Origin of the sequence: Paenibacillus nuruki (assembly GCF_963311185.1) — a bacterium.
Taxonomy (GTDB): Bacteria; Bacillota; Bacilli; order Paenibacillales; family Paenibacillaceae; genus Saccharibacillus; species Saccharibacillus nuruki.
Map to the genome: position 1 here is coordinate 233123 of NZ_OY725677.1, position 24191 is coordinate 257313.

At 40.6% G+C, this 24191-nt stretch carries 22 protein-coding genes; 18 read left to right on the top strand and 4 right to left on the bottom strand.

Annotated features, from left to right (window positions below):
- Positions 1-117: 117 nt before the first annotated feature.
- The 8 genes from sdhA (at position 118) to RCP16_RS01250 (ending at position 8057) form a co-directional block, all read left to right on the top strand.
- A complete protein-coding gene (sdhA, locus tag RCP16_RS01215) occupies positions 118-1860 on the top strand; it encodes a succinate dehydrogenase flavoprotein subunit (RefSeq protein ID WP_069326243.1) in 1743 nt (580 codons plus the stop codon).
- A gap of 53 nt (positions 1861-1913) precedes the next feature.
- Positions 1914-2702 carry a succinate dehydrogenase iron-sulfur subunit gene (sdhB, locus tag RCP16_RS01220; protein WP_069326244.1) on the top strand — a complete coding sequence of 263 codons (789 nt, stop codon included), beginning with the start codon at positions 1914-1916 and terminating at the stop codon, positions 2700-2702.
- Between the two features lie 119 nt (positions 2703-2821).
- Positions 2822-3619 carry an AAC(3) family N-acetyltransferase gene (locus RCP16_RS01225; RefSeq protein ID WP_308641463.1) on the top strand — a complete coding sequence of 266 codons (798 nt, stop codon included), beginning with the start codon at positions 2822-2824 and terminating at the stop codon, positions 3617-3619.
- 65 nt (positions 3620-3684) lie between these two features.
- The gene (locus tag RCP16_RS01230) at positions 3685-4461 is read left to right on the top strand and encodes a DUF3891 family protein (protein ID WP_161594271.1); all 777 of its coding nucleotides are present in this window, start codon (positions 3685-3687) and stop codon (positions 4459-4461) included.
- 276 nt (positions 4462-4737) lie between these two features.
- Positions 4738-5583 (top strand): metallophosphoesterase, encoded by an 846-nt coding sequence (locus RCP16_RS01235; RefSeq protein WP_308642428.1) that lies wholly within the window; start codon positions 4738-4740, stop codon positions 5581-5583.
- A 139-nt stretch (positions 5584-5722) separates the two neighbouring features.
- Positions 5723-6466, top strand: a complete 744-nt coding sequence (locus RCP16_RS01240; protein WP_069326248.1) for a metallophosphoesterase family protein — start codon at positions 5723-5725, stop codon at positions 6464-6466.
- Positions 6467-6483: 17 nt separating this feature from the next.
- Positions 6484-7125: a GNAT family N-acetyltransferase gene (locus tag RCP16_RS01245; RefSeq protein ID WP_069326249.1), complete on the top strand. Its 642-nt coding sequence runs from the start codon at positions 6484-6486 to the stop codon at positions 7123-7125.
- Positions 7122-8057, top strand: a complete 936-nt coding sequence (locus tag RCP16_RS01250; protein WP_273592377.1) for a DMT family transporter — start codon at positions 7122-7124, stop codon at positions 8055-8057. Before RCP16_RS01245 ends, RCP16_RS01250 begins: the two co-directional genes overlap by 4 nt.
- A 350-nt stretch (positions 8058-8407) precedes the next feature.
- Here the strand turns inward: RCP16_RS01250 and RCP16_RS01255 are convergent, their stop codons facing one another.
- Positions 8408-9217, bottom strand: coding sequence for a histidinol-phosphatase (locus RCP16_RS01255; RefSeq protein WP_308641464.1), 810 nt, complete (start codon positions 9215-9217; stop codon positions 8408-8410).
- Positions 9218-9299: 82 nt separating this feature from the next.
- Entirely contained in the window at positions 9300-10202 is a 903-nt protein-coding gene (locus RCP16_RS01260; RefSeq protein ID WP_308641465.1) for a LysR family transcriptional regulator, read from the bottom strand.
- A 409-nt stretch (positions 10203-10611) separates the two neighbouring features.
- On the opposite strand from RCP16_RS01260, the gene RCP16_RS01265 reads away from it, so the two are divergent.
- Positions 10612-11070 carry a chemotaxis protein CheX gene (locus tag RCP16_RS01265; protein ID WP_069326253.1) on the top strand — a complete coding sequence of 153 codons (459 nt, stop codon included), beginning with the start codon at positions 10612-10614 and terminating at the stop codon, positions 11068-11070.
- A gap of 141 nt (positions 11071-11211) precedes the next feature.
- Here RCP16_RS01265 and RCP16_RS01270 read toward each other — a convergent pair whose 3' ends face one another.
- Positions 11212-12351, bottom strand: a complete 1140-nt coding sequence (locus RCP16_RS01270) for a S1C family serine protease (RefSeq protein WP_308641466.1) — start codon at positions 12349-12351, stop codon at positions 11212-11214.
- Between the two features lie 12 nt (positions 12352-12363).
- Positions 12364-13698, bottom strand: coding sequence for an FxLYD domain-containing protein (locus RCP16_RS01275; RefSeq protein WP_308641467.1), 1335 nt, complete (start codon positions 13696-13698; stop codon positions 12364-12366).
- 608 nt (positions 13699-14306) lie between these two features.
- On the opposite strand from RCP16_RS01275, the gene RCP16_RS01280 reads away from it, so the two are divergent.
- The 9 genes from RCP16_RS01280 (at position 14307) to RCP16_RS01320 (ending at position 24186) form a co-directional block, all read left to right on the top strand.
- Positions 14307-14711 (top strand): hypothetical protein, encoded by a 405-nt coding sequence (locus tag RCP16_RS01280; RefSeq protein WP_308641468.1) that lies wholly within the window; start codon positions 14307-14309, stop codon positions 14709-14711.
- A 51-nt stretch (positions 14712-14762) separates the two neighbouring features.
- Complete coding sequence (locus RCP16_RS01285; RefSeq protein WP_069326257.1) at positions 14763-15542, top strand: SDR family NAD(P)-dependent oxidoreductase; 780 nt, start codon at positions 14763-14765, stop codon at positions 15540-15542.
- Between the two features lie 205 nt (positions 15543-15747).
- Positions 15748-17229, top strand: coding sequence for a DEAD/DEAH box helicase (locus RCP16_RS01290; RefSeq protein ID WP_069326258.1), 1482 nt, complete (start codon positions 15748-15750; stop codon positions 17227-17229).
- Positions 17230-17239: 10 nt separating this feature from the next.
- A complete protein-coding gene (locus RCP16_RS01295; protein WP_069326259.1) occupies positions 17240-17986 on the top strand; it encodes an ABC transporter ATP-binding protein in 747 nt (248 codons plus the stop codon).
- A gap of 2 nt (positions 17987-17988) precedes the next feature.
- The gene (locus RCP16_RS01300) at positions 17989-19215 is read left to right on the top strand and encodes an ABC transporter permease (RefSeq protein ID WP_308641469.1); all 1227 of its coding nucleotides are present in this window, start codon (positions 17989-17991) and stop codon (positions 19213-19215) included.
- Between the two features lie 306 nt (positions 19216-19521).
- Complete coding sequence (locus RCP16_RS01305; RefSeq protein ID WP_308641470.1) at positions 19522-20736, top strand: PucR family transcriptional regulator; 1215 nt, start codon at positions 19522-19524, stop codon at positions 20734-20736.
- 232 nt (positions 20737-20968) lie between these two features.
- Entirely contained in the window at positions 20969-22105 is a 1137-nt protein-coding gene (gene ald / locus RCP16_RS01310; protein ID WP_308641471.1) for an alanine dehydrogenase, read from the top strand.
- A 388-nt stretch (positions 22106-22493) separates the two neighbouring features.
- A complete protein-coding gene (locus tag RCP16_RS01315) occupies positions 22494-23123 on the top strand; it encodes a hypothetical protein (protein ID WP_308641472.1) in 630 nt (209 codons plus the stop codon).
- The gene (locus RCP16_RS01320) at positions 23101-24186 is read left to right on the top strand and encodes an XRE family transcriptional regulator (protein ID WP_308641473.1); all 1086 of its coding nucleotides are present in this window, start codon (positions 23101-23103) and stop codon (positions 24184-24186) included. Before RCP16_RS01315 ends, RCP16_RS01320 begins: the two co-directional genes overlap by 23 nt.
- Positions 24187-24191: the final 5 nt, after the last annotated feature.

The following is a 24191-nucleotide window of genomic DNA, read 5'->3' on the forward strand; positions in this document are numbered from 1 at the left end:
TACAGCTCGTAGTCGAACAGAGTTAAAGGAATGAACGGTGGCAAGTGAACCGTTCTGCTGTTCGTTTAAGGTAGATAGGATCTAAGGATCAGTAGGCTAAGGGGAGGGTAACTCGTTATGGCAACATCCAATATTATTGTCGTGGGCGGTGGTCTGGCTGGATTGATGTCTACTGTCAAAGCAGCAGAAGCAGGCGTTCATGTACATTTATTCTCATTGGTACCGGTCAAACGTTCACATTCCGTATGTGCGCAGGGCGGGATCAATGGAGCTGTAAATACAAAAGGTGAAGGCGATTCACCTTGGGTCCATTTTGATGACACTGTATATGGCGGTGACTTTCTAGCGAATCAGCCACCTGTTAAAGCAATGTGTGAAGCAGCACCTGGTATTATTCACTTGATGGATCGGATGGGCGTGATGTTCAACCGTACACCAGAAGGATTGCTTGATTTCCGTCGTTTTGGCGGAACGAAGTTTCACCGTACTGCTTATGCAGGTGCAACAACAGGTCAACAATTGTTGTATGCCCTTGATGAGCAAGTACGTCGCTGGGAAACGGCAGGTCTGGTAACCAAGCATGAGAACTGGGAATTCCTTTCCGCTGTATTGGATGATGAAGGCGCATGTCGTGGAATTTGTGCGCAAGATCTTCGCAATATGGAAGTGGTTACTTTTGCGGCTGATGCTGTTATTTTGGCAACAGGTGGCCCGGGTATTATTTTCGGTAAAACAACCAACTCGGTGATCAATACAGGAACAGCTGCAAGTGCTGTTTATCAACAAGGTGTACATTATGCGAACGGAGAATTTATTCAAATTCACCCAACAGCGATTCCGGGCGATGACAAATTGCGTCTGATGTCTGAATCTGCACGTGGTGAAGGTGGACGAATCTGGACGTATAAAGATGGTAAGCCGTGGTACTTCTTAGAAGAAAAATACCCATCCTATGGTAATCTCGTTCCCCGCGATATTGCAACACGTGAGATTTTCCAAGTGTGTGTGGATGAGAAATTGGGTATTAACGGTGAGAACATGGTATATCTGGATCTTTCGCATAAAGATCCAAAAGAACTGGATGTTAAATTAGGTGGAATTATCGAAATCTATGAGAAATTCATGGGCGATGATCCTCGTAAGATTCCGATGAAAATTTTCCCGGCAGTCCATTATTCCATGGGCGGTATGTGGGTAGATTATAATCAGATGACCAATATTCCAGGTCTATTCGCTGCTGGCGAATGCGAATACCAATATCATGGAGCAAATCGTCTAGGTGCTAACTCGTTAGTATCTGCGATTTACGGTGGTATGGTTGCAGGTCCAAAAGCAGTGGAATATATTAAAGGATTGAAAAAATCGGCTGCTGATATGCCAACAACGATGTACGATCAAGTTCGCAAACAGCAAGAAGATAAATATAATCACCTGATGAATATGCAAGGCAATGAAAATGCTTATGTTTTGCATAAAGAATTAGGCGAGTGGATGACTGATAATATGACAGTTGTTCGTTATAACGATAAGCTTCAAGCTACGATCAACAAGATCAAAGAGTTGAAGCAACGTTATACCAAAATCAATATGAATGATTCATCCAGTTGGAATAATCCTAGCGTAGCGTTTACCCGTCAATTGTGGAATATGCTTGAATTGTCTGAAGCTATGACACTTGGAGCATTAATGCGTGATGAGAGTCGTGGAGCTCACTATAAGCCTGAATTCCCAACACGTAATGATGAAGATTTCCTCAAAACGACGAAAGCGACATGGACACCAGATGGTCCACAGATTTCGTACGAAGATGTGGATGTATCCTTGATTCCACCGCGTATTCGTGATTATTCTAAAGATTAAGTCACCAAGACGGCATTCTCAAGTAAAGTGATTAATTTAAGGGGGCATTAGAAATGGCGGAAGTCTCAACACAGAGTCACCCAGCTAATGTAACGGCCAAAAAAAACGTCAAGTTTATTATTACCCGTCAGGATAAGCCGGATAGCCCATCATATACAGAAGAATTTGAATTACCTTATCGTCCAGGGATGAATGTTATCAGTGCGCTGATGGAGATTCAACGTAATCCTGTAGACAACACAGGTAAAGCAACAGCACCTGTTTGTTGGGAATCCAACTGTTTGGAAGAAGTATGTGGAGCTTGCTCGATGGTGATCAATGGTAAGCCACGCCAAGCATGTTCTGCTCTCGTTGATAAATTAGAGCAACCCGTTCATATCGCTCCAATGAAAACTTTCCCAGTGGTACGCGATCTTGTTATTGATCGTAGCCGTATGTTCGGCGCACTGAAAAAAGTAAAAGCATGGATTCCGATTGATGGTACGTATGATCTGGGTGCAGGACCACGTATGCCAGAGAAAAAACGTCAATGGGCATATGAATTGTCGAAATGTATGACTTGTGGCGTATGTCTGGAAGCTTGCCCGAATGTGAATGACAGAACAGACTTTATCGGCCCAGCGGCATTGTCTCAGGTTCGTCTGTTCAATGCTCATCCAACAGGTGAGATGAATAAAGAAGATCGTCTAGATGCATTGATGGAGCCGGGTGGTATTGAGGGATGCGGTAACTCGCAGAACTGTGTACGCTCTTGTCCAAAAGGTATTCCTTTGACAACTTCGATTGCTGAAATGAATAAAGACACATCCAAGCATATGTTCAAACGTTGGTTGGGTGTATAATAGTATAGTCGTATATACGATTATACCGGGTTGATAGTAAGCCACTAATCAGGCGGGTTCCGTGTAAAAGCGGAAACCCGCCTTTTATCTTGAGCCGGTGATCGATAGGAGTGATGTTGATGATCAGTGAAAGACCGATAAGTTACGATCAATTAGTCGATGAATTTAAAGCATTAGGGATTACAGCAGGGATGAATATTCTAGTTCACTCTTCTTTGAAAAGTCTTGGAGGATGGATTCCCGGCAGTGCTGAAACCGTTATCTTAGCGTTAGAGGCTGTTTTGGGAGAGTCAGGTACATTAATTATGCCGACCCAGACTTCGCAATTAACCGATCCCAAAGGGTGGATGTATCCACCTGCTGAACAGCGTTGGTGGAATCTGATTCGTGACAGTATGCCGCCTTATGATCCTGATTTTACAGTGACGACAGGGATGGGTGTTATAGCGGAGACATTCCGTAAGCAAAAAGGAGTATACCGAAGTGCACATCCGCAAGTCTCTTTTGCAGCATGGGGCAAACATGCAGAAGAATGGATGAGCGATCACGATCTGGATTTTGGATTGGGAAGTCATTCTCCGTTGCAAGATTTATACAATGCAAATGGGTATATATTGATGTTGGGGACGACTTATCATACGAATACATCGATTCATTTAGCAGAATATTTTGCAGAATGGCATGGTAAAAAAGAGATTACGATGAAAGCACCGATGATGACAGATAACGGTAAACAGTGGGTGAAATTCAAAGATTTGAATTTTGACTCTGATGATTTCGATGAGATCGGAGCCGATTTTGAACAAGATTGCCCAGATTTATTCGTTCAAGGCACGATTGCCAAAGCGCAAACGAAGTTGATTCAGCAGCGTGGACTGGTCGATTATGCCGCAGGATGGTTGGAAACGCATCGTTAAGGATAAATAATGAATAATAGAAGTTACATCCTATAGAAATGACTGATATCGAAAGGGGTATACTTATGATTTGGAGAGAGAATGAAGATGCTTTTATTATGATTCGTCAACATGATCATGCGAAGCTATCGGGAGAATTTGCTCGTCATTGGAAGCCTGAATATATTGAACAAGATGAACGCTGGGATGAAGTGCTTATTGGCTGTGAACAACATGATCGTGGTTGGATTCCATTAGATGAAATTCCACTATGGGATGATGCGAAGCAAGTTCCATTTTCGTTTATGCATTTTCCAGAACCGGCGAAGCTGGTTTTTTACAGATATGGAATTAACGAATTGGAAAATATGACTCCGTACGGAGGAATGCTTGCCAGTTATCATTATGCCGCGTTAGTCGGTCATTATGGTGAAGAAGATCCATTTGGAATCGCTTTTGTGCAAGAAGAGAAAGAGCGTCAGGAACGGATCAAAGCACAGTTGAATCCTAACGAAAAAGCACTCAAATTTCACCGATCCATCTTGGAATTATGCGATGATCTTTCACTCTATGTCTGCTTGAATGATCCTGGAGTGAGCAAAGAAAATGAGCAAGAATGGTGGAAAGAAGGATTTGAAGTCGGGAAAAAGTTCGCGTTCACTAACGATCAAGCGATTATGCCACGATGGGTAGATGAGCATAGTATTAGCCTTGCTCCATTTCCATTTGAAGCTCCTTTTGAATTGGAATTAATCTATCGCAAAGTTAGCAAAACACATATTCAACAATCCGGTCTAGCACAAGCTTTTGCCGATGCTGACAAACAAACATGGACGATTACATTTGTTCCTGCTGAATCGTAATTGATGATCTATTGTTAGGGGTATCTCTTAATGATGAAGAAAGGATATATATCTATTAAGAGATACATTTTTACATATGTATTTGATTGTAAAAAGAGTAGTCCACTATCGTAAATTTGACGATAGCTGCTGGATTCGGCACAATAAACATAATATATTCAACCGCCTGAGGGCAGCCGAATCCAAAGGAGGAATTTTAGCCTGAATGCCTATTGCTCTTTATACACATTTTACAATCCGATAAGAATTCCTTTTTATTTTAAGCATAGATATGAAATTACACGTCGGCAATTTCTCAAGCGAGGTACGTTGGTCGTGGCTTCGCTTGGACTAGGAACAGCCGGATACAGCTGGCTAGGAGAACCCAACTGGTTAGATAAAGTCTATATTGATCTGGCATTACCTCAGCTTCCTCCAAGTCTAAATGGAATGAAATTGATTCAATTCAGCGATGTTCATTTAGGGATGGGAAAAGAAGCCGCCGATCTGGAAAAGTTAGCCGATATTATTATGGCGGAGAAACCAGATATGATCTGTTTTACTGGAGATATGGTAGATGATGATCCAAACCCTTTACGTGCAGGAGTAGGAGCGCTTCAGAAAATGTCTGCACCGTTAGGTAAATTTGCAGTCCTCGGTAATCATGATTATTTAAACGATGTACTGCTTGTTTCGGAGATGATGGAACAAGGCGGATTCACCATGTTAACCAACGAAAATATACAGATTAAGCGGCCAGACGGAACGCTTGCTATTATTGGTCTGGATGATCAGTTATTAGGAAAGCCGAATGTGAACAAAGCAACATCAGATCTTGCTGAAGATGCTTGTCGCATTTTATTGATGCATGAACCGGATTATGCGGATAAGATTCCGATTAACTTTGGTTTTCATTTACAATTATCAGGTCATAGTCACGGCGGGCAGATTCGATTACCGTGGTTCGGCGCTGTGATTACTCCTCGTGGTTCACGTAAATATATTATGGGTTGGTATCAAGCAGGGCCACAGCGTCAGCTACCACTCTATGTTAATCGAGGCATCGGAACGTCTCAAGTCCCTATTCGATTGATGTGTCGACCGGAATTAACGATATTTACGCTTAGACGAGCAGATCAATAAAAAATAAGCAGTTGCAGTTATATGCGAAGTGCTGAAAGAAAGATATTTTGCAAGCAAAAATCACGATAGATTGAACTACATGATGGATTGAAGTAGAAGAAGTCGCGCTTATCATGCCAAGCGCTAGGAGGAATGAAGGATGGAACGTATTGCTTTGGTGTCTGATATTCATGGTAATTATCCAGCATGGCAGGCGGTATTAGCGGATATTGATCAAAGAGGGATTAAGCGTATTTTTTGTCTTGGCGATCTAGTGGGTAAAGGACCTGATGCTGTCAAAATTACGGATGAAGTTGCGCAACGTTGTGAAGTGATTATTCGTGGCAATTGGGAAGAGCTTGTTGCTCGGATGAGCGGTGATGATGAATTATTTGGCTGGCAAGCTCAGCAATTGGGACCGGAGCGAGTCAAGTATTTGGAAGAATTACCATTTCGCCATGAATTTTTACTAAGTGGACGATGGGTATCGCTAGTCCATGCATCCCCTGAAAATGTATTTCATCGTGTGCAACCATGGGATGATCTAGAACGCCGTTTAGGTATGTTTGCACCTGTAGTGAATCCAACGACGCAAGAATCCATTATTCCCGATATCGTAGGCTATGGAGATATCCATAATGCATATATGCAACATCTAGAAGGTCGACTATTATTTAATACAGGGAGTGTAGGGAATCCACTAGATATACCCGCAGCTTCTTATGCGATTCTAGAAGGGGAATATTTATCGGAAGAGATAGCTCCTTATTCGTTACAATTTGCTCGTGTGCCGTATGATATCGAACAAGCGGTACAAGATGCCCGTGATGCGAATATTCCAGCACTGGATTACTATATCAAAGAACTACGCACCGGCGTATACCGTGCGATGCAGCAAGACTAAATATAGGAGGAATGGCGATGTTGAGTAAACAGGATTTGAAAAAGGGCTTTCCTGATCTGTATACAGATCGACTCAAATTACGCCGTCTAACTGCACAGGATGTGGAGATCTGGTGGGAATGTGCCAGTGATCCACAAGTGATGAAATATTTGTACGGAGCGAAAGAGAGTAAGGAATATCAGTCATTACAGCCAGATCGTCTGGGACGCAGAGTAGAAGAAGCTTTTCGCAGTCTGAGCTCTATGCATTTTGCAATCACATCCAAAGACGATGGTACTTTATATGGCGTGTGTTCTTTTCAACGATGGGATGAACGGGCAGCACGGGCAGAGATCGGTTTTGCTCTTTGTCGTAGTCATTGGGGAAGAGGCTATGCTGCTGAAGCGTCCAGTCGCATGGTTGATTTTGGCTTTGAAGATATGGGCCTATCGCATATTGTGGGGCGTTGTCATGCAGACAATGCTCTGTCTCAACGGGTGCTTGAGAAAAATGGAATGCGTCCACAACAACCATCTTCTAATGCAGGGATTCAGAGCTACTGGGAAGAGATGGGCATTATGATTTATTCTATCGCTCATACGGAATACTTGTTGCGCAAAGAACGTGCCGCTTCTCATACACACAGTCAGGAAAGAAGCGGAGGCGCTTCCTCTTCATGAACGGACAACAGTGGTTCACCCGTCCGCTTGGTATTTGGAGCAGTTCACTGATCGCTACCATTTTGTGGGGGAGTGCACTGCCTTTTATCAAGTTAAGCTATGCTCATCTGGGGATACAAAGTCATGATATTTTTGCGCAATGGTTATTTGCAGGATATCGCTTTACACTGGCAGGGCTATTATTGATGGTATTAGCCAAAATCTTAAATCCTAAAGGGCAACCGATTCCTCATATTCCGGCTAAGCGATTAATCAGCCTGTCAATGTTTCAGACATTATTACAGTATATTTTTGTATATGCAGCACTTGGCTTGGGATCAGGCATGACGATGTCGATTATTGCTGGCTCTGTATCGCTATTTCAAATGTTATCGATTCGTTGGATTGATCAGACCGAACGATTATCGATGCGCAAATGGTTCGGGTTGTTGCTAGGATTTACAGGGATTGCGGTCATGGGCTTTGGGCAAAGTGGAGGCAATGTACATTTTGGCTTTGGACTGGGTGAACTGCTGATGTTATTATCTGCCCTGACGGGAGGCTGGGGGAATGTGCTAGCACGCCGTGAAGCAGGGATTGAACCTGTACTGAGTCTTACCGGTCGTCAGATGTTCTGGGGTGGTCTAGGCTTGGTTGTCATCGGTTCCTTAACAGGACATCCTTTTCCTTTCCACTGGGATCTAGCGGCTGTAGGGATGCTTCTATACCTTGTCGTACTCTCTGCTGGAGCATTCGCTCTCTGGAATACAGTGATGAAATACAATAAAGTAGGCAAAGTGTCGATGTATCTATTTTTAACGCCATTATTTGGAGTGGTGTTATCGGCTCTCTGGTTAGATGAAAAGTTATCGATCTGGGCGGCGCTTGCTCTAATCTTAGTAGCAAGCGGTATTATATTGGTCAATCGAGAACGTGTTGTACATAAAGAGTAAGATTTTGTTATACAACTGCAATCGTGTTGCAACTCAATCTCAATAGAGAAAAGGTAAGATTGTTCTCAAGACCCCCTTTTTGAATATATGATGGACCTGCGTGAGTGCAGGTCTCTTTTTTTGCGCTTTTATATTATTATCCCGCCGAATAAAAACAAAAACTAAAGAAATACATAACAAAAACTCCAATCTTTATACTGGATATACTACTTGTACGGCTAAGCGGCATATAGCAAAAGATTGGAGTAAGTTGAAAATCTATCGGACATGTACAGTTATCATTTAATATCTATACATTCCCTGTTTAAAAAAGATAATCAAAAATGGCTATAAAAATGAATTGAAAATATTTAAAGCGCTACAGCATGACGTTGCTTTTGCTTATAATAAACCCATTCAGTAAAGCCAATCTCACGCAATTTTTGAGCGACTTTATCAATATCATCACCCACACGCTGAGGGATATGCGAATCAGAGCCAAATGAAATATCGACGCCAAAATGATGAGCACGCTCTAGAATTTCATCAACAGGATGCCAGAGTCCACAGACTTTGATCTTCCCGGAGGTATTCACTTCAATCGCTACACCGCATTCGGCAATCACTTGTAATGTACGGTCGATCGCTTGTGGAGCTTCAATTTGAGTAAAGTCAGGATAATTGCTTTTCATTGCATCGATATGTCCAAGAATCTGGAACATGCCACTACGTGCAGATTCAGCGATCATTCGGAAGTATTCTTCTTTGGTCGCAATCTGATCGGCGGAATTCATGCCTTTCCAACGAGAACGATCGAAAATACTATAACCACTACTATAATGAACCGAACCGATAATGTAATCAAAAGGATACTGAGACAAAATGTCTTGATATAATTTAGCATAATCAGGGAAATAATCGGATTCGATTCCTAATAACACATCAATTTTGCCTTCGTATTCTTTTTTGAGATCCAATACTTCTTTTACATAATGTTGAAGCTCGCTTTTGCCCATAGCAGTCTGCGGGAAAGCTTGTTCTTTGTCACTGCCGAAAAAAGGGGTATGATCTGAAATTCCGATCACCTGAATATCCGCAGCAATCGCAGCTTCAATATAATCACGGATATCGCCATCCGCATGTCCACAACGATAATGGTGGGTATGAAGATCAAATTTCATAAAAATCGCTCCTTATGCGCTTGGCAGTATAAGCGCAATTTCGTATAGTGAATCAAAAATGATTTTTGCAAAGCAAAATATCTTACTCTGTACTGATAAATTGATCGGCTGGCATGCCTTTGAGATCATCTAGAAATTGACGCATGGCTGAGTTCAAATATCGACCTGATTTATAAATTAGACCTACAGGATGACTTACCTCGAATTCTGGCATTGGAATCATCACCAGTGTACCATGACGCAATTCACTGGTAATTGATTGTCTGGAGATAATCGCGACACCAAGATCAATCTCAACCATCCGTTTTACTTCTTCACTACTAGACAGCTCCATCACAATCTGAGGTTCAATCCCATGTTCTTTGAATACTTCATCTACAAATCGGCGACCTACCGTATCTGGAGATAACATAATAAGAGGTAACTGTTGTAGATCTTGAATATGTGCTTTTTTACTACGAGCTAAAGGATGCTGTGGAGAAACGACTAACTCAAACATATCATAATACAAAATCGAAGTATTCAAATTCGGATTGCGTTCGATCAGGTAGCTGATACCTACATCAACCAGACCATTTTCCACACTATGATAAACCTGGGAAGAAGACATCGAATGAATCATCGTCTGAATCAGTGGAAATTGATCCTGAAAATACGAAAGCACTCTCGGTAAAATTTGAATTGCAATCGAAGTTGGAGTGCCAAGCGTAATCCGCCCTTGCGGAGTCTCATCCAAGTCAGATAACCGCTGTTTTAATTGTTCAACAATCGCTAACATTTGTTCAGCATGCTCTAAAAAAACAACACCCTGATCGGTTAATGTAACCGGTTGGTTACGATCGACCAGTACCGTTTTGAATTCATCTTCCAGACTTTTGATCTGAGCAGATACCGCAGGTTGAGTCAGATTAAGTAGTTCTCCTGCTTTACGGAAGCTCATTGTCCTCGAAATGGTCAATAAGGTTTCCAATTGACTGATATTCATGAGTTCCTCCTTATGTATGCCAAATTGTTAAATACTTGCCTAACCGATGAAGTATTCAACAATCGATACCTATTTTAAATTATAGGGGATTACACAAAAAGCATCAATGTACTAAGAAATGTTTAAAATCTATTCATATAAAATGTACATAAATCAGTGCTTGCGACCGATAATAGATAAAGACAGTTAAAAAGACCTAAGATCCATAAAAAAAGAGCAACAAATTTACTAGAAAATGTCGATTCATAAGATTATTAGTAGTAGATTTACAAAAAAACTTAAAAAATGGAATATACAGCAATGATTCTAGATGATTTGAACTAGGTTATAAGGTATAATATCCATTAACATCATAGGTCAAAAGTTGTATTTAAATATGAACCCAATTGTAAAGGGGAGTAAACGAATTATGAAAGCGGAAGTAATCAATCCATTTTTGGAAGCTGCTCGACTCGTCATTGGACAAGTAGTACAAGTGGCTCCTTCTACAGGAAGCCTTGGTATCAAGGATATGGAACTAGTAGACGGTTATATCTGGATTCAAATCGGAATGACCGGGCAAATGAGTGGTGATATTATGTTCGGAATTGAAGAAGCTGTAGCGTTACGTATGGTTTCAGCAATGATGGGCGGCTTTGTCATTACAGAAATGGATGAGATGAGCCAAAGTGCTATTTCAGAGTTAGGTAATATGATTAGTGGTAATGCAAGTACCATTTTGTCTAATCAAGGCGTTACAGTAGACATTACACCTCCAAAGGTAATGAAGACTAGTGCCATGACTGGATTTGTGTCCACCAAAGCATTAACAATTCCTTTGTTAATGGATGGAATCGGAGAACTCGATATTCAAGTAATGATCTCTTAATCGGGAAGCTATTCAAGTACGATCTCTTATCTTTACAAGAGAATCAAAAAACCTCTTTGACCATAGTCACTATGGTTAAAGAGGTTTTTTGGTATGAGAGTATAAAAAGGTGCAACAACGGATAACATAGGCTACATAGCGTTAAGAGCTCACTTTTTTACCTTCACCACTTAATATTTTCAAAATATCATTCTCATATGCCAAAATATAATGGAGCTTATAAGAACTGTAGACAGTACCAGAATCTTTGCGCTCTTCGGCGGTGATCTCTACAGTGACTTTCACCTGTTCTCCGTCTTTGGTGGCAATAATCGAATCAATAGAGACAGCCCCTGTATTGATATATCCTTGCCGAAAATCAGCATAAGATAGATTACTTTGCCAGCGACTGCCGAGTAAAGAGTAGGCAGTTACATAATCTTGCATACTTAGACTTTCATAAAAGTAACTGACTATATACTGCGCTTCATCTTGGACAGAAGGCATCTCATCATCGACATTTTCAGAAGATGCAGAAGTAGTTGGTACATCTTTCATTGGGGTTTTAGACCAGTTTTGTACAGTTTTTTGGATCTCGGCTACTGGAATACTAAATCCAATCGTATTGGATTCACTTGCCATCGCTGAGTTGATACCCAGCACTTCACCGGTGTCTGCATGAATCAGTGGACCTCCGCTATTACCGGGAGCGATAGGTGCAGAGATTTGATACAGATTGGTATACACATAAGGATCGATCGTAAAGTCACGTCCAACTCCGCTAATAATGCCTGTAGTGATCGTATTTTGTAAGCCAAGCGGGCTACCCAGTGCCAGTACATTATCGCCTACATCCGCCGAACCTTTTTGAGCTAACTTTAAAGGTTCAGTGCCTACCAGTTCTGGTACACGAACCACTGCAATATCCGTATCTGTTCCGATACCAATCACTTTGCCTGTTAGGGTGCGAGCATCTGCTGTTTTGACTTTAACATTCAGTGCCCCTGCCACGACATGCGCATTAGTAATAACATCTCCCTGATCGTTATACAGAAATCCTGATCCTAGTGATCCATCTTCCAATTCAATCATCACTACTTTTTTCTGAGTGTTAAAAATAACATCTTTCAGTGTCGAAGTGCCTGTGTTTGTTTGACTGGCTGTTTGGGCAGTCGTACTTGCTAACAAAGGCTTATTCGGTAATTGAGTAGGCACTGTACGATTGATATACGAGAAGGAACCTATACCTGCTGCTATAATCACGACACTGGCAATACTGCTAAATATCCATGCTTTATTCATATAGGCTCCTCCTTATTCCAGATACCATGTTATATTATCAATCTGCACAGTTACTTCTTCATACCAATCATATTCATAAGCACTGTAAGATCCGGTTGCACCGGGTTCTAGATCGTAAGGTTCTACTGAGGCTGAAGAAGAGAATAGATAATTGCCTGCCGCATCATAACCGGAATAATAGACAGTGATTGAATAGATCGGTTTGGTGGCTACATTTTTAACTTCGCCATAGATTTCAATATCACCGTATTCATTCAGTTGTGTATCTACATTCAATAATTCTACGCCGGCTGTTCGGTTTTTCAAATCTTCTTCTTCTGCTTGTTGAATCGCTCGTTCAATACGCTGTTTTTCAGCCAGTTCAAAAGCTTTTTTTTCAGAAGTGATACGTTTTTGTAAAGATAACAATTTTTCGTCTTTGCTAGAATATTGTAGCCCTGCTTTGACGGCTGCTGTCGCTTGACTAAAATCATTCTGTTGGAGAAGTTTTTCAGCATTTTTCATACTGATCGTGATGATTTTGTTAATAATCAGTTGATGTACTTCTTTGGCTTCTTGATTGTTCAGTCGATCCACTTCGTCTAGCTTGTATGCCAGCGCATCAATCGTATCTAATTGATCCAATTCTTTTTTCACTTTGAGGACAGCTAACAAATCTTGATTGCGATTAGCTAGTGTTTTTTCTTGCTCAAATATAGATTCTTTACGAGTATCTAACGCTTTTTGCAAAGTGATTAATGATTTCTCAGCAGGTTGAAGTTGATTTTGTTTAAGATTAGAAGAGACCGTTTCCAATTTAGTATGAATACGATTCGCTGTCTCAATCATAGTCTGATCTTTTGTTAATACAGCATAGGTGGGTCGTAATGTAGTCGCTTGCGTGATTTTGGCAAGAGCTGGTTCATATTGCCCTCTCAATGCCAGCTGACTGGCTTCTTGATGCAATTGAGTGACTTGCATATTGATATCTTGTTGATGTTGATACCACCAAAATAAAGTACCTGCAATCCCCAGCAAAAGTACAGTCGGTATAATCCATGTAAGATGACGGGCTGGAGAAGTAGACCGATAGGGTGGTGATCCTGATGGTGGTACAGATACAGTCGATGATGCAGGTTCTGCGCGATGAATCGGTTTATTAGCAATAGGAAGAGCAGGTTCGGAATCGGTATGATTTGAAGATTGATCAGAACGAAGTTGATCTAAATAATCGACAGGAGTCTGCTCTTTATCTATCTCCTGCTCACTCGGTACTGTGGATTCGGATTGCGTCTGAAGCTTGGCTCCGCATTGACTGCAAAAAACAGCATGATCCGGCTGATTTGCCCCACAATGATTACAATACATATATAACCCCTCCTAAGCGCTTGGCAGTATAAGCGCGACTTCTTCTAGTACAATCAAAAGTGATTTTTGCCAAGCAAAATATCTTGCATCCAGCGCTTGGCAGTATAAGCGCGACTTTTTCTAGTACAGTCAAAAATGATTTTTGCCAAGCAAAATATCTTACATCCAGCGCTTGGCAGTATAAGCGCGACTTCTTCTAGTACAGTCAAAAATGATTTTTGCCAAGCAAAATATCTTACCTTCAGCGCTTGGCAGTCTAAGCGCGACTTCTTCTAGTTGAATCAAAAAGTGATTTTTGCCAAGCAAAATATCTTACATCCAGCGCTTGGCAGTATAAGCGCGACTTCTTCTAGTACAGTCAAAAATGATTTTTGCCAAGCAAAATATCTTACCATCCAGCGCTTGGCAGTATTATCACAACATCTTCCATCACTAAGATAATCGCCAAATAACTGACTAAAATATAACATGTTTTCTTGATGTTTAGGAAATAATTTCCTATAAGTAAATCAATAGATCTTTAGATGATTTGGCAGTTCAGACGGATCAAAGTATAATGAAAAAGAATTTTGTAAAGTCTTACCATCAAGACATGCAGGAGGAGGAACATGGCAAAGCAAGCGAACAATTCGATACCTGTACTGATCTACCGTTATCAAGGGCCCAAAAGAAATATAGGATTTCATTTATCCCCTTTTAACAAGGAAGAAAATCAAACAGAGATTTCATTCAAAGATATGTTGTTTATATATAATGAAGATTTTAATTATATTCGTCCGTTATTGGACAAACGATTTCCAATGATACATCCATACACGATGGAAACGATGAATCAATTCGATCCATGTTGGGATAATCCTATTGGTAAAGAAATATGGATGGATATCTTAGCAGAATTGCAACAACAGAATGTAGAAGAGGAAGAACTACAGCTGTTTTTGCAACAATTTCATACATGGATTAGTGAACGGTTACAGTCAGCAGAGGGTATAGAGGTTACTGGTAATTTATAGATTTCGGGTTGGTGATAAAAGGGAGGAATGCAGTATGTTTACTGCGACAATATGGTAAAACTTGCGAATAAAGTTGTTCTTATCACAGGTGCTTCTAGCGGGCTAGGTGCAGGAGTTGCCTCATTATTAGTCGAAAAAGGAGCGATTCCGATTCTGACAGCACGTTCTGAAGATAAGCTTCAGACGTTATCCAGACAATTGAAAGGTGAGCATCAGATTATTCGAATGGATGTTCAGCAAGATGAGGATGTGAAGCGTGTAGTCGCACAAGTCATCAAGCAATACGGTAAGATCGATATTTTGCTTAATAACGCTGGCTACGGACAATTTAAAACGATAGCTGAAATGCCGATCGAAGATTACCAAACGATGATCGATGTCAATTATCTAGGTATTGTACGTTGTACACAAGCCGTGCTTCCTCATATGTTAGCCGCAGGTACAGGACAGATTGTGAATATCGCTTCACTGGCGGGTAAATTCCCGACAGCCAAATCGACCTCGTATACAGCAACTAAGCATGCGGTGTTCGGATTTACCAATGCCTTGCGACAAGAATTAAGAGAAACGAAGATCAAAATTTCGTCTATTAATCCAGGGCCGATTGCGACAGCCTTTTTTGATCGTGCAGATCCTTCAGGGGATTATGTCAAAAATGTGAGCCAATTTATGATGACAACAGATAAAGTTTCTCGGGATATTGTGAAAGTGATGGAAAAGCGCAAAGAAGAACTGGATTTACCACGAATAGCGATTCCTGCTATGCGTATATACGGACTTTTCCCACGATTTATTGATCGGTTAACATATCGTTTGTTTGATCGAAAATAAAGGCATTCTACACTAAAAAGAGTGATCCAGCCGGTTCGCATAGAACCGGTTTTTGGTGCGTTATGATTATATTTGGTGTCCTCTCTGTTTTCGCATATAATAGTAGAGTGTTGTACTCTGTCTGTTTACAATGTTTTAGAATATAAACAAGTGTTGAATAGTTTGTACTTATGAAATGATTCAAGGGCTTGAAAGGATGAAATGTATGGAATCAAATGTGAATTTTCTCGGACTAGGCATCCATGAATGGTTGAACGATGTGCTGGAACGTTATGGAATTACGGAGCCGTCTCCGGTACAAGCGGAGGCTATTCCTCATTTGCTTGAAGGAAAAGATGCTATCGCTCAATCGCAAACAGGTAGTGGTAAAACACTGGCTTATTTGTTACCTGTGTTACAACAGGTCGATCCAGAGCGCAAGCAATTACAAGCGATGATCTTAGCGCCTACGCAAGAATTAGCAATGCAGATCGTACGTGAAAGTGAGCGTTATGGAGCAGAACACGGCATTATGACACTGGGTCTGATCGGTGGAGCAGCAATGAAGCGCCAGATCGAGAAGCTCAAACGTCATCCGCAAATCGTTGTCGGTACACCTGGACGGATTAGTGAATTAATCAATCTACGCAAGTTAAAAATGCACCTCGTGAACACACTGATTGTCGATGAAGTCGATCAAGTGATTGGACTTGGTGGTGGCGGAGATGTGAAGAAAATTATCCGCAGTACACGCAAAGATCGTCAACTGGTGTTTTTATCCGCTACAGTGAACGAAGAGATTTTGACACTAGCGAATCGTGAAATGAATGACTTGCTCGAAATCGGTATCGAACCAGATACACGTACATCCGCAGGGATTGAACATGTGTATTTTGTAGCTGAAGAACGAGATAAGTTAGAAATTCTACGACGTGTATTACGCCATTACAATTCTCCACGTTCACTGGTATTCGTGAACGATACCAATGATATTGCAGAAGTGGAAGCGAAGCTGAACCATCTGGGTCTATCTGCGCGCGTATTGTATGGAGATGCAAACAAGGTAACTCGTAGTACGGTATTGTCTCAATTTAGAGAAGGCAAAATCAAAGTGCTTGTCGCTTCAGATGTAGCGGCGCGAGGATTGGATATTGAAGGCTTGAATCTGGTCGTTAGTCTTGATCCTGCGTTTGACACTGATCATTATGTACATCGTAGTGGACGTACAGGACGTATGGGTAAACAAGGGGTAGCTGCTTCGATTATTACCGAACGTGAACGGTTTATTATGCGTAAATTTGCCGATGCTCTTCATATTGATCTGCAAGAGCATGTATTAAAAGGTGGAGCTGTACTGACACTGGAGCAACAACAAGAACGTGAAGAATCGTATCGTGCTTCGCGTGCAGAAGCGGCGGCAGCTCGTTCTGTTCGTCCTACGTCTACACCAGCGGTCAAAAAAGAAACCAAATCTGCTGAACCTCGTTCATCGGTGGAATCTCCTGTGACGACAGAATCGAATATGAACAGTAGTACACCAACAGCTCGCCCGGCAGAGCGTTCACCTAAACCGAGAACAGCACCACCTGCGGCTAAAGTGAATCCGAAAACAGATAAAAAGAAACGTAAACCAAAAGTAGATACCAAAAGTAAAGGTGCACCGAAATGGTTAAAAGAAAAACGGGCTGCATCTCAAGACGAAAAGTGAGGTAACAATAATGGAACAGGTAGCTATACTTAACGTGGATCACCTGAGTGGTGGATACAGTCGTGGTAAGCCTGTCCTGCATGATATCAGCTTTGAAGTCGGTCGCGGTGAGATGATTGGACTGATTGGTCTGAATGGTGCAGGAAAAAGTACAACCATGAAGCATATTTTGGGATTGATGACGCCGCAACAAGGTGAGATTCGGATTCAAGGTTCTACACTGGCAAAAGAAACCGAGCAGTACCGTGCTTCACTTGCTTTTGTACCGGAATCTCCGCAATTGTACGAAGAAATGACGGTGCGTGAACATCTTGAATTTACCGCTCGTGCGTATAATGTGAGCCAAGCGGATTATGAAGAACGTTCCGCTCATTTGATCAAGTTGTTTAATATGGGAGACAAAGAAGACAGTCTGTCGATGCATTTATCTAAAGGAATGAAGCAGAAAGTCATGATTATGTGTGCTTTTGTAGCGGCTCCTCCATTGTATGTGATTGATGAACCTTTTCTAGGACTTGATCCGCTGGGGATTCGTTCATTGCTTGATTTTATGGTACAGACCAAAGAAAGTGGATCATCGATCTTGCTGAGTTCACATATTTTGTCCACCATCGAAAATTATTGTGATCGATTTATTGTGTTGCACAAAGGAAAAGTGATTATTCAAGGGACATTAGAGCAGATTCGTGAGCAGACGGGTCAGCAGAACGTACCACTCGAACAGATTTTCTATGATCTGGTTCAGGATGGACTGTAATTATGAATGATCTGCTCAAGTTACGTCAGCAGAGGCAACAAGCTTTTTGGGGAGAAGTGCTTCCTTATTTACGCTATGTGATGCAAAGCGGACTCGCAATCGTCACTTTTTTTCTGCTCATTGTATTTGCAGCATGGTATACCACGTTTTTGCAAAATGTACCTCAAGGTCTGCCTGTACACTGGATATTACTGATTTTATTTACACCATTAGCGATTTATGGCAGTGTGCGTACGTATATGCGGACAGCAGATATTGTCTTTATGTTGCCACTCGAAGTGCGAATGCGTGAATACTTTGCTCCAGCATGGCGTAGTAGTGTGATTGGGAAAACGATCTGGTTGTTGATTCTAGCACTGGTCGCTTTTCCGTTCTACGTCCGAGCAGACATGAATGCCAAGTCGTTAAGTCTACTTGTGATTGTGCTGATTATTGCCAAATTGCTCGGTAGTTATGGAAGCTGGCAAGAATTGCGTATGAATACAGCGGCTGCTCGTGTTGGTTATCGTCTATTGCGTTATGTGTTGATTATCGGATTACTGGCGGCATTTCTCTGGTTGCCACTAATGACTGCACTGATTGCAGTCGTCGTGATCGCTCTCGTCTATATCGTGCTATTGCGTATTCCTGGCAAAGCATCGGTACCCTGGGAACGTTTGATTGCGACTGAAAAAAATCATGCCGCAGGTGTGATGCGTCTACTTGGTTGGTTTGTCGATGTACCGAATGGGGAGCGTAAAGTCAGCCATCGTCGCTGGTTATCTTTTGTCGGGAATCGAGTACCATGGGTGCCTGCCAAATCATTCCGTTTTCTCGTTTCCAAAACATTAGTGCGCGGAGAATTATTACCGATCTTAATCCGCTTTGTGATTATCGGTGTGGTATTTGTTTTGATCACTCGTGAATCGTGGTTCGGGATTGTTGTCTATCTGCTATTTATTCTATTAGCAGGTATGCAGATGACCAGTTTGCGTAAGCAACATACCGATACGCTCTGGTTGTCGATCTATCCGATTCCCCCTGAATCGCAACGTCTGGAAACGGTGAAATTGATCACACAGACACAAGTATGGATCACGCTTCTACTGTGGTTACCACTTGCAAGCGCAGGCGATCCGGTGCGTATGATTCTTACATTTATCGCAGGCTTAGTGGCTGTCTGGCTTTATCGCCGTTCACTAAATCGCAAATGGCTTAAAGATATTGAAGCTGAGGCCGAATTTGATTAACATTCAGTGCTTGTCACTATAAGCAAGACTTCTTCTGACATAATCAAAAAGTGATTTTTGTCAGGAAAAATATCTTATGTCGAACTTTCTTCCACGATTATTAATAATCATCTAATGATATGATTTCTATCTAAAACCTGTTGTTCGATCTGCTACTCTTCATGTGGTGGATCAGGAGCAACAGGTTTTTTTGCACTGAATGTCAATTGAATTATCCAGAATTGTAAATTCCAGAAAAAAACAGTATATTCAATAAAGCCTATCATGTATCGAACGGGTAAAATTGCTGACTACAGGTGGTGTACTATGATCCCAAAAATCAACGAAGTGGATATTGATAATTTACAAACATTGGTCGAAAAAATAAGCGAAGTGATGGATACCCCTGTAACGATAGAAGATGCAGAACATCGCCTGCTGGCATATAGTTCTCATGATCCTAATTCCGATCCTGCACGTATCGCTACGATTGTAGGTCGCAAAGTACCAGCAGATGTGGTGCAAGCCTTGTACGAATCAGGAGCTATGCAACAACTACTAGACACATGGGAACCGGTACATGTGCAGGGGATGAGTCAGGTGGGTCTCAATAATCGAATGGCAATCGCAATCCGACACTATGATGAAGTGATCGGTTATATCTGGTTGCTTGAAAATAACGGTTCGTTTACCCCCGAGCAAATCCAACAATTAAAATATAGTGCTAACCTCGCCGCATCCAAAATGATTCAAATGCAAAAGCGTAAACAAAGTATCGACTTTTTCAATCGTTTATTAAAAGGTCGGTTTACTTCAGAACAAGAAGCTCTCATCCAAGCCCGTGAAGTCGGTATTCAAATGCCTGCGTATTCATACATTCTTATGATCGAACAAGAGGATGGCGCGCCAATAAACGATTGGTTAGAAAAAGCATCTCAAGCCGCTAACGAACATGCTGTACGCATTGTTCTTCATGTACGGGAACAACATCGATTGATTCTATTATGTAGTACAGCCAAAACAGCTCCTTCAGTTCTTGCTGTCGAAAAAACGATTATTCCGTTAATAGATCGTCTCTATACCTTACTGCCACATTCTTCTATTGAGTATGGAGCAGGTAGTGTGGTGCAATCATTGCTAGAGATCAGTCGTAGTTATAACGAAGCACAGCATCTATTGATGTTACACCGCCGATTACCTGAGACATCTTCGATCTTATATTATCCGCAGGCAGGGTTTTACCGTTATCTGTATGCAATGAAGCAAGAAGCCGAGCAATTTCCAGCATATACTTCGCCACTGGATACGCTAACCGCTTATGATCAAGAGCATCATAGTCACTTACTGCATACATTAGCTGTATTTTTAGATCACAATAGTGATGCCAAATTAGCCGCACAACAATTGCATGTGCATACCAACACCTTAAATTATCGACTTAAACGAATCGCTGAAGTAGGCAAGATCGATCTGAACAGTATGGCGCAAAAAGTAACTTTATATTTGGAAATCAAGCTTTTGCTATTAGAAGAATCTCAATAAGGGTATATATGTAGTATAAAGATTGTCTTATCATGTGAAATTTCTGATTAAGTTTTTAGTATTTTTGCGTATTGAAAATGATCGAGTTAGATTATATGACATCTTAGATAATCTTTTGTATTTTTACACAAACCAAAACCTTCAAATTTGGATAATTAGACGATTACATGACATTTTATCTATCCTATAATGATGAGGTAGAGCAAGCACGTACCTTAAAGGAGGAACTGGCATGAGAATTGGAGTCCCGAAAGAAATTAAAAATAACGAGAATCGGGTAGCCATCACCCCTGCGGGTGTAGCAACATTGAGCGGAGCAGGGCACGAGGTCTATATTCAATCTGGAGCAGGCACAGGTAGTGGATTTACCGATAGTGTCTACGAACAAGCAGGAGCACAGATGCTGGACGAAGCTTCTCAAGTGTGGGCTACCGCAGATATGGTGTTAAAGGTGAAAGAACCGTTACCCTCCGAATATGGTTATTTTCGTGAAGGCTTAATTCTATTCACGTATCTCCATCTCGCCGCAGAACCGAAGCTGGCGACTGCTCTAATTGAGCACAAAGTGATCGGGATTGCTTATGAGACGGTAGAAGTGAACCGTACCTTACCATTACTCACGCCAATGAGCGAAGTGGCTGGACGTATGGCAAGTCAGATCGGTGCACAGTTCCTTGAAAGCCCTCATGGAGGGAAAGGTATCTTGCTCAGTGGTGTACCGGGTGTGAAAAAAGGAAAAGTAACGATTATTGGTGGTGGAGTTGTCGGAACCAATGCTGCTAAAATGGCTATTGGCTTGGGAGCGGATGTCACCATTATGGACTTGAACCCAGACCGATTGCGTCAATTAGAAGATATCTTTGGCTCATCGATCCAGACGTTAATCTCCAACCCTTACAATATTGCAGAAGCGGTAGCCGCTTCAGATCTAGTGATTGGAGCAGTACTCATTCCTGGAGCAAAAGCACCGAAATTGGTAACAGAAGCGATGGTACAATCCATGTCGCCTAGCTCTGTGATTGTCGACGTAGCAATCGATCAGGGCGGCATTGTGGAGACGATTGATCGGATTACGACGCATAACGAACCGACTTATGTGAAGCATGGTGTTGTACACTATGCTGTAGCAAATATGCCGGGTGCTGTGCCAAGAACATCGACAATGGCACTCACCAATGCAACGCTACCTTATGTTGTACAGATTGCGAAGCAAGGATTAAGAGTAGCACTGGAAAGTAATCCTGCTTTGAAATTAGGAGTGAACACAGCGGCGGGTCGAATGACGTATGCGGCGGTGGCAAGAGATTTGGGATATACGCATGTGGATGTGAATGAGGCATTGGTAGAGACATTTGCGGCGCTGAATTGAGGATGAAGTAAATAGAAGATAGAGTTACCATCATTATGCGATGGTAGCTCTTTTTTATGTATATAAAAGTGAAAATTCTTTTTAAATATAAAAAATTTTATTAAATTACTAGCCTTTCAACTAATTGTAGAATTTAAAGTAGTATGAGGACTTTAGAGTCTTATAGTCAATAAATTTTTAAAAAATATTAGAGAAAAATATTGCTATTATAATTTAAAATATCAATAAAAAGATAGTTGTTTACTAATTTTCTTCTAACTAAGTATAAAATTAATTAATAAAAACATATATCTTTTTTGTTTTAGAAATATTTATAGGAATAATTTACGTCCGTTTTGACAAAGTATTAGATTGTTAGTATAGTATAATTACTAAGGAGGCGATTATAGTGGAACCTTTGTTAAAAAGTAAAGCAATGCAAATTCTTGATCCGTATATTATTCAGGTTAAGGAGGCAATAAACAAAGGTGTGAAAGACTATTACATAGGTGAAGACTATGCAGCTATAAGACATAAACATTCATCTCGTACGGCAGCTTCGATTTGTCATGACAATATAATTGAAGAAATAAAACAACGTTTTGAAAATCAACCTAATGTTTTGATTAAGAAGAGTAAAGGCCTGTATATGCTGATTATTGAAGGTATTATTGTTATTAGGTTTAAAAAGTTTGATGAAAAACTTAATTCAAGTGGTATATCAACTAAACAAGCTATAGCTTATGATTACCAGGATCCTTTACAGTTAGATTTAGATGACATGCCTCCAGATGGTTTACTTTTTGCTGGTTATACATTGAATGACTTACAGTCTAATGTTGATAGAATATTTATTACTTATAAATATGGATCAGTAAATATTTGGGATTGGAATATTACTGACGAAGGAATAGCAACAGACTTACAACCAGCATTGTTCCCTCTTCCTGCAGCTTCTGAAACTTCAACAAGAAAGAAAAGAGTACGAGCTAAAGACAAATCTATTAACGCTGGTGATGAAAATGCAATTAATAAATAATGTTAATTATAATAGTCAGTTGATTGTACTTGGGCGAGAGTCAAGGACAATTAGTCAAAGTGAACTGGCTAAAAAGTTAGGGTTTTCTCAAGGTAAACTTTCAAAAATCGAGAATGGTTTAATTGCTATAACGCAAGAAGAGTTAGATAAAATTTCTAATGCTTTAAATTACCCGAATAAATTTTTTCAGAGAGATGAGAAAATTTATGGAGTGGGTATAAGTGAATTTTTTCATAGAAAGAAACAAGCTGTACCACAACGCAAATTGAGTACTGTTTATGCTCGTCTTGAGTTGAGAAGAATGGAAATCCAGACATTATTAAAATCTGTAGAACTTGATGAACCTGCACTATTCCATATTGATCCTGAACAATATGATAATGATATAGAAAAAATAGCACAAATTACTCGTGCAAGCTTAAGAATACCAAACGGTCCGATACGCAATGTAGTAGACATATTAGAAGACGCTGGAGCAATAGTAATCCCTTTTGATTTTGAAGGTGCTAATATTGATGCAATTTGTTTGAATAATCCAGGAGTACCTCCTCTTATATTTACTAATTATGATAGAACTATGGATAGAATAAGATTTACTCTTTGTCACGAACTTGGACATATAATTATGCATCGTAAACCTCCAAGTGAAAATATAGATATTGAGAATCAAGCAGATAGATTTGCTTCTGAATTTTTGATTCCTACTAAAGAAATTGCACATTCACTCACTGGAATAAATTTACCTAAATTAGCTGCTCTAAAACCTTACTGGAGAGTTTCCATGAACGCTTTACTTAAAAAAGCTATTGATTTAAATAAAATTACTGAAAGACAATCAAGATATTTATGGACTCAAATGAGCAAAGCAGGCTATAGAACTAGAGAACCAATAGAATTAGATTTACCATTCGAAAAGCCTTCCGTAATTGAAGAGATACTTGAGGTTCACCATGTTGATTTGAACTATTCAACTGATGATTTGAGCACAGCAACATTTTTAAATAAATTAGAATTTAAAGAGATTTACTCATTAAATAAACCTCGTATAAGACTTGTTAAATGAATTTA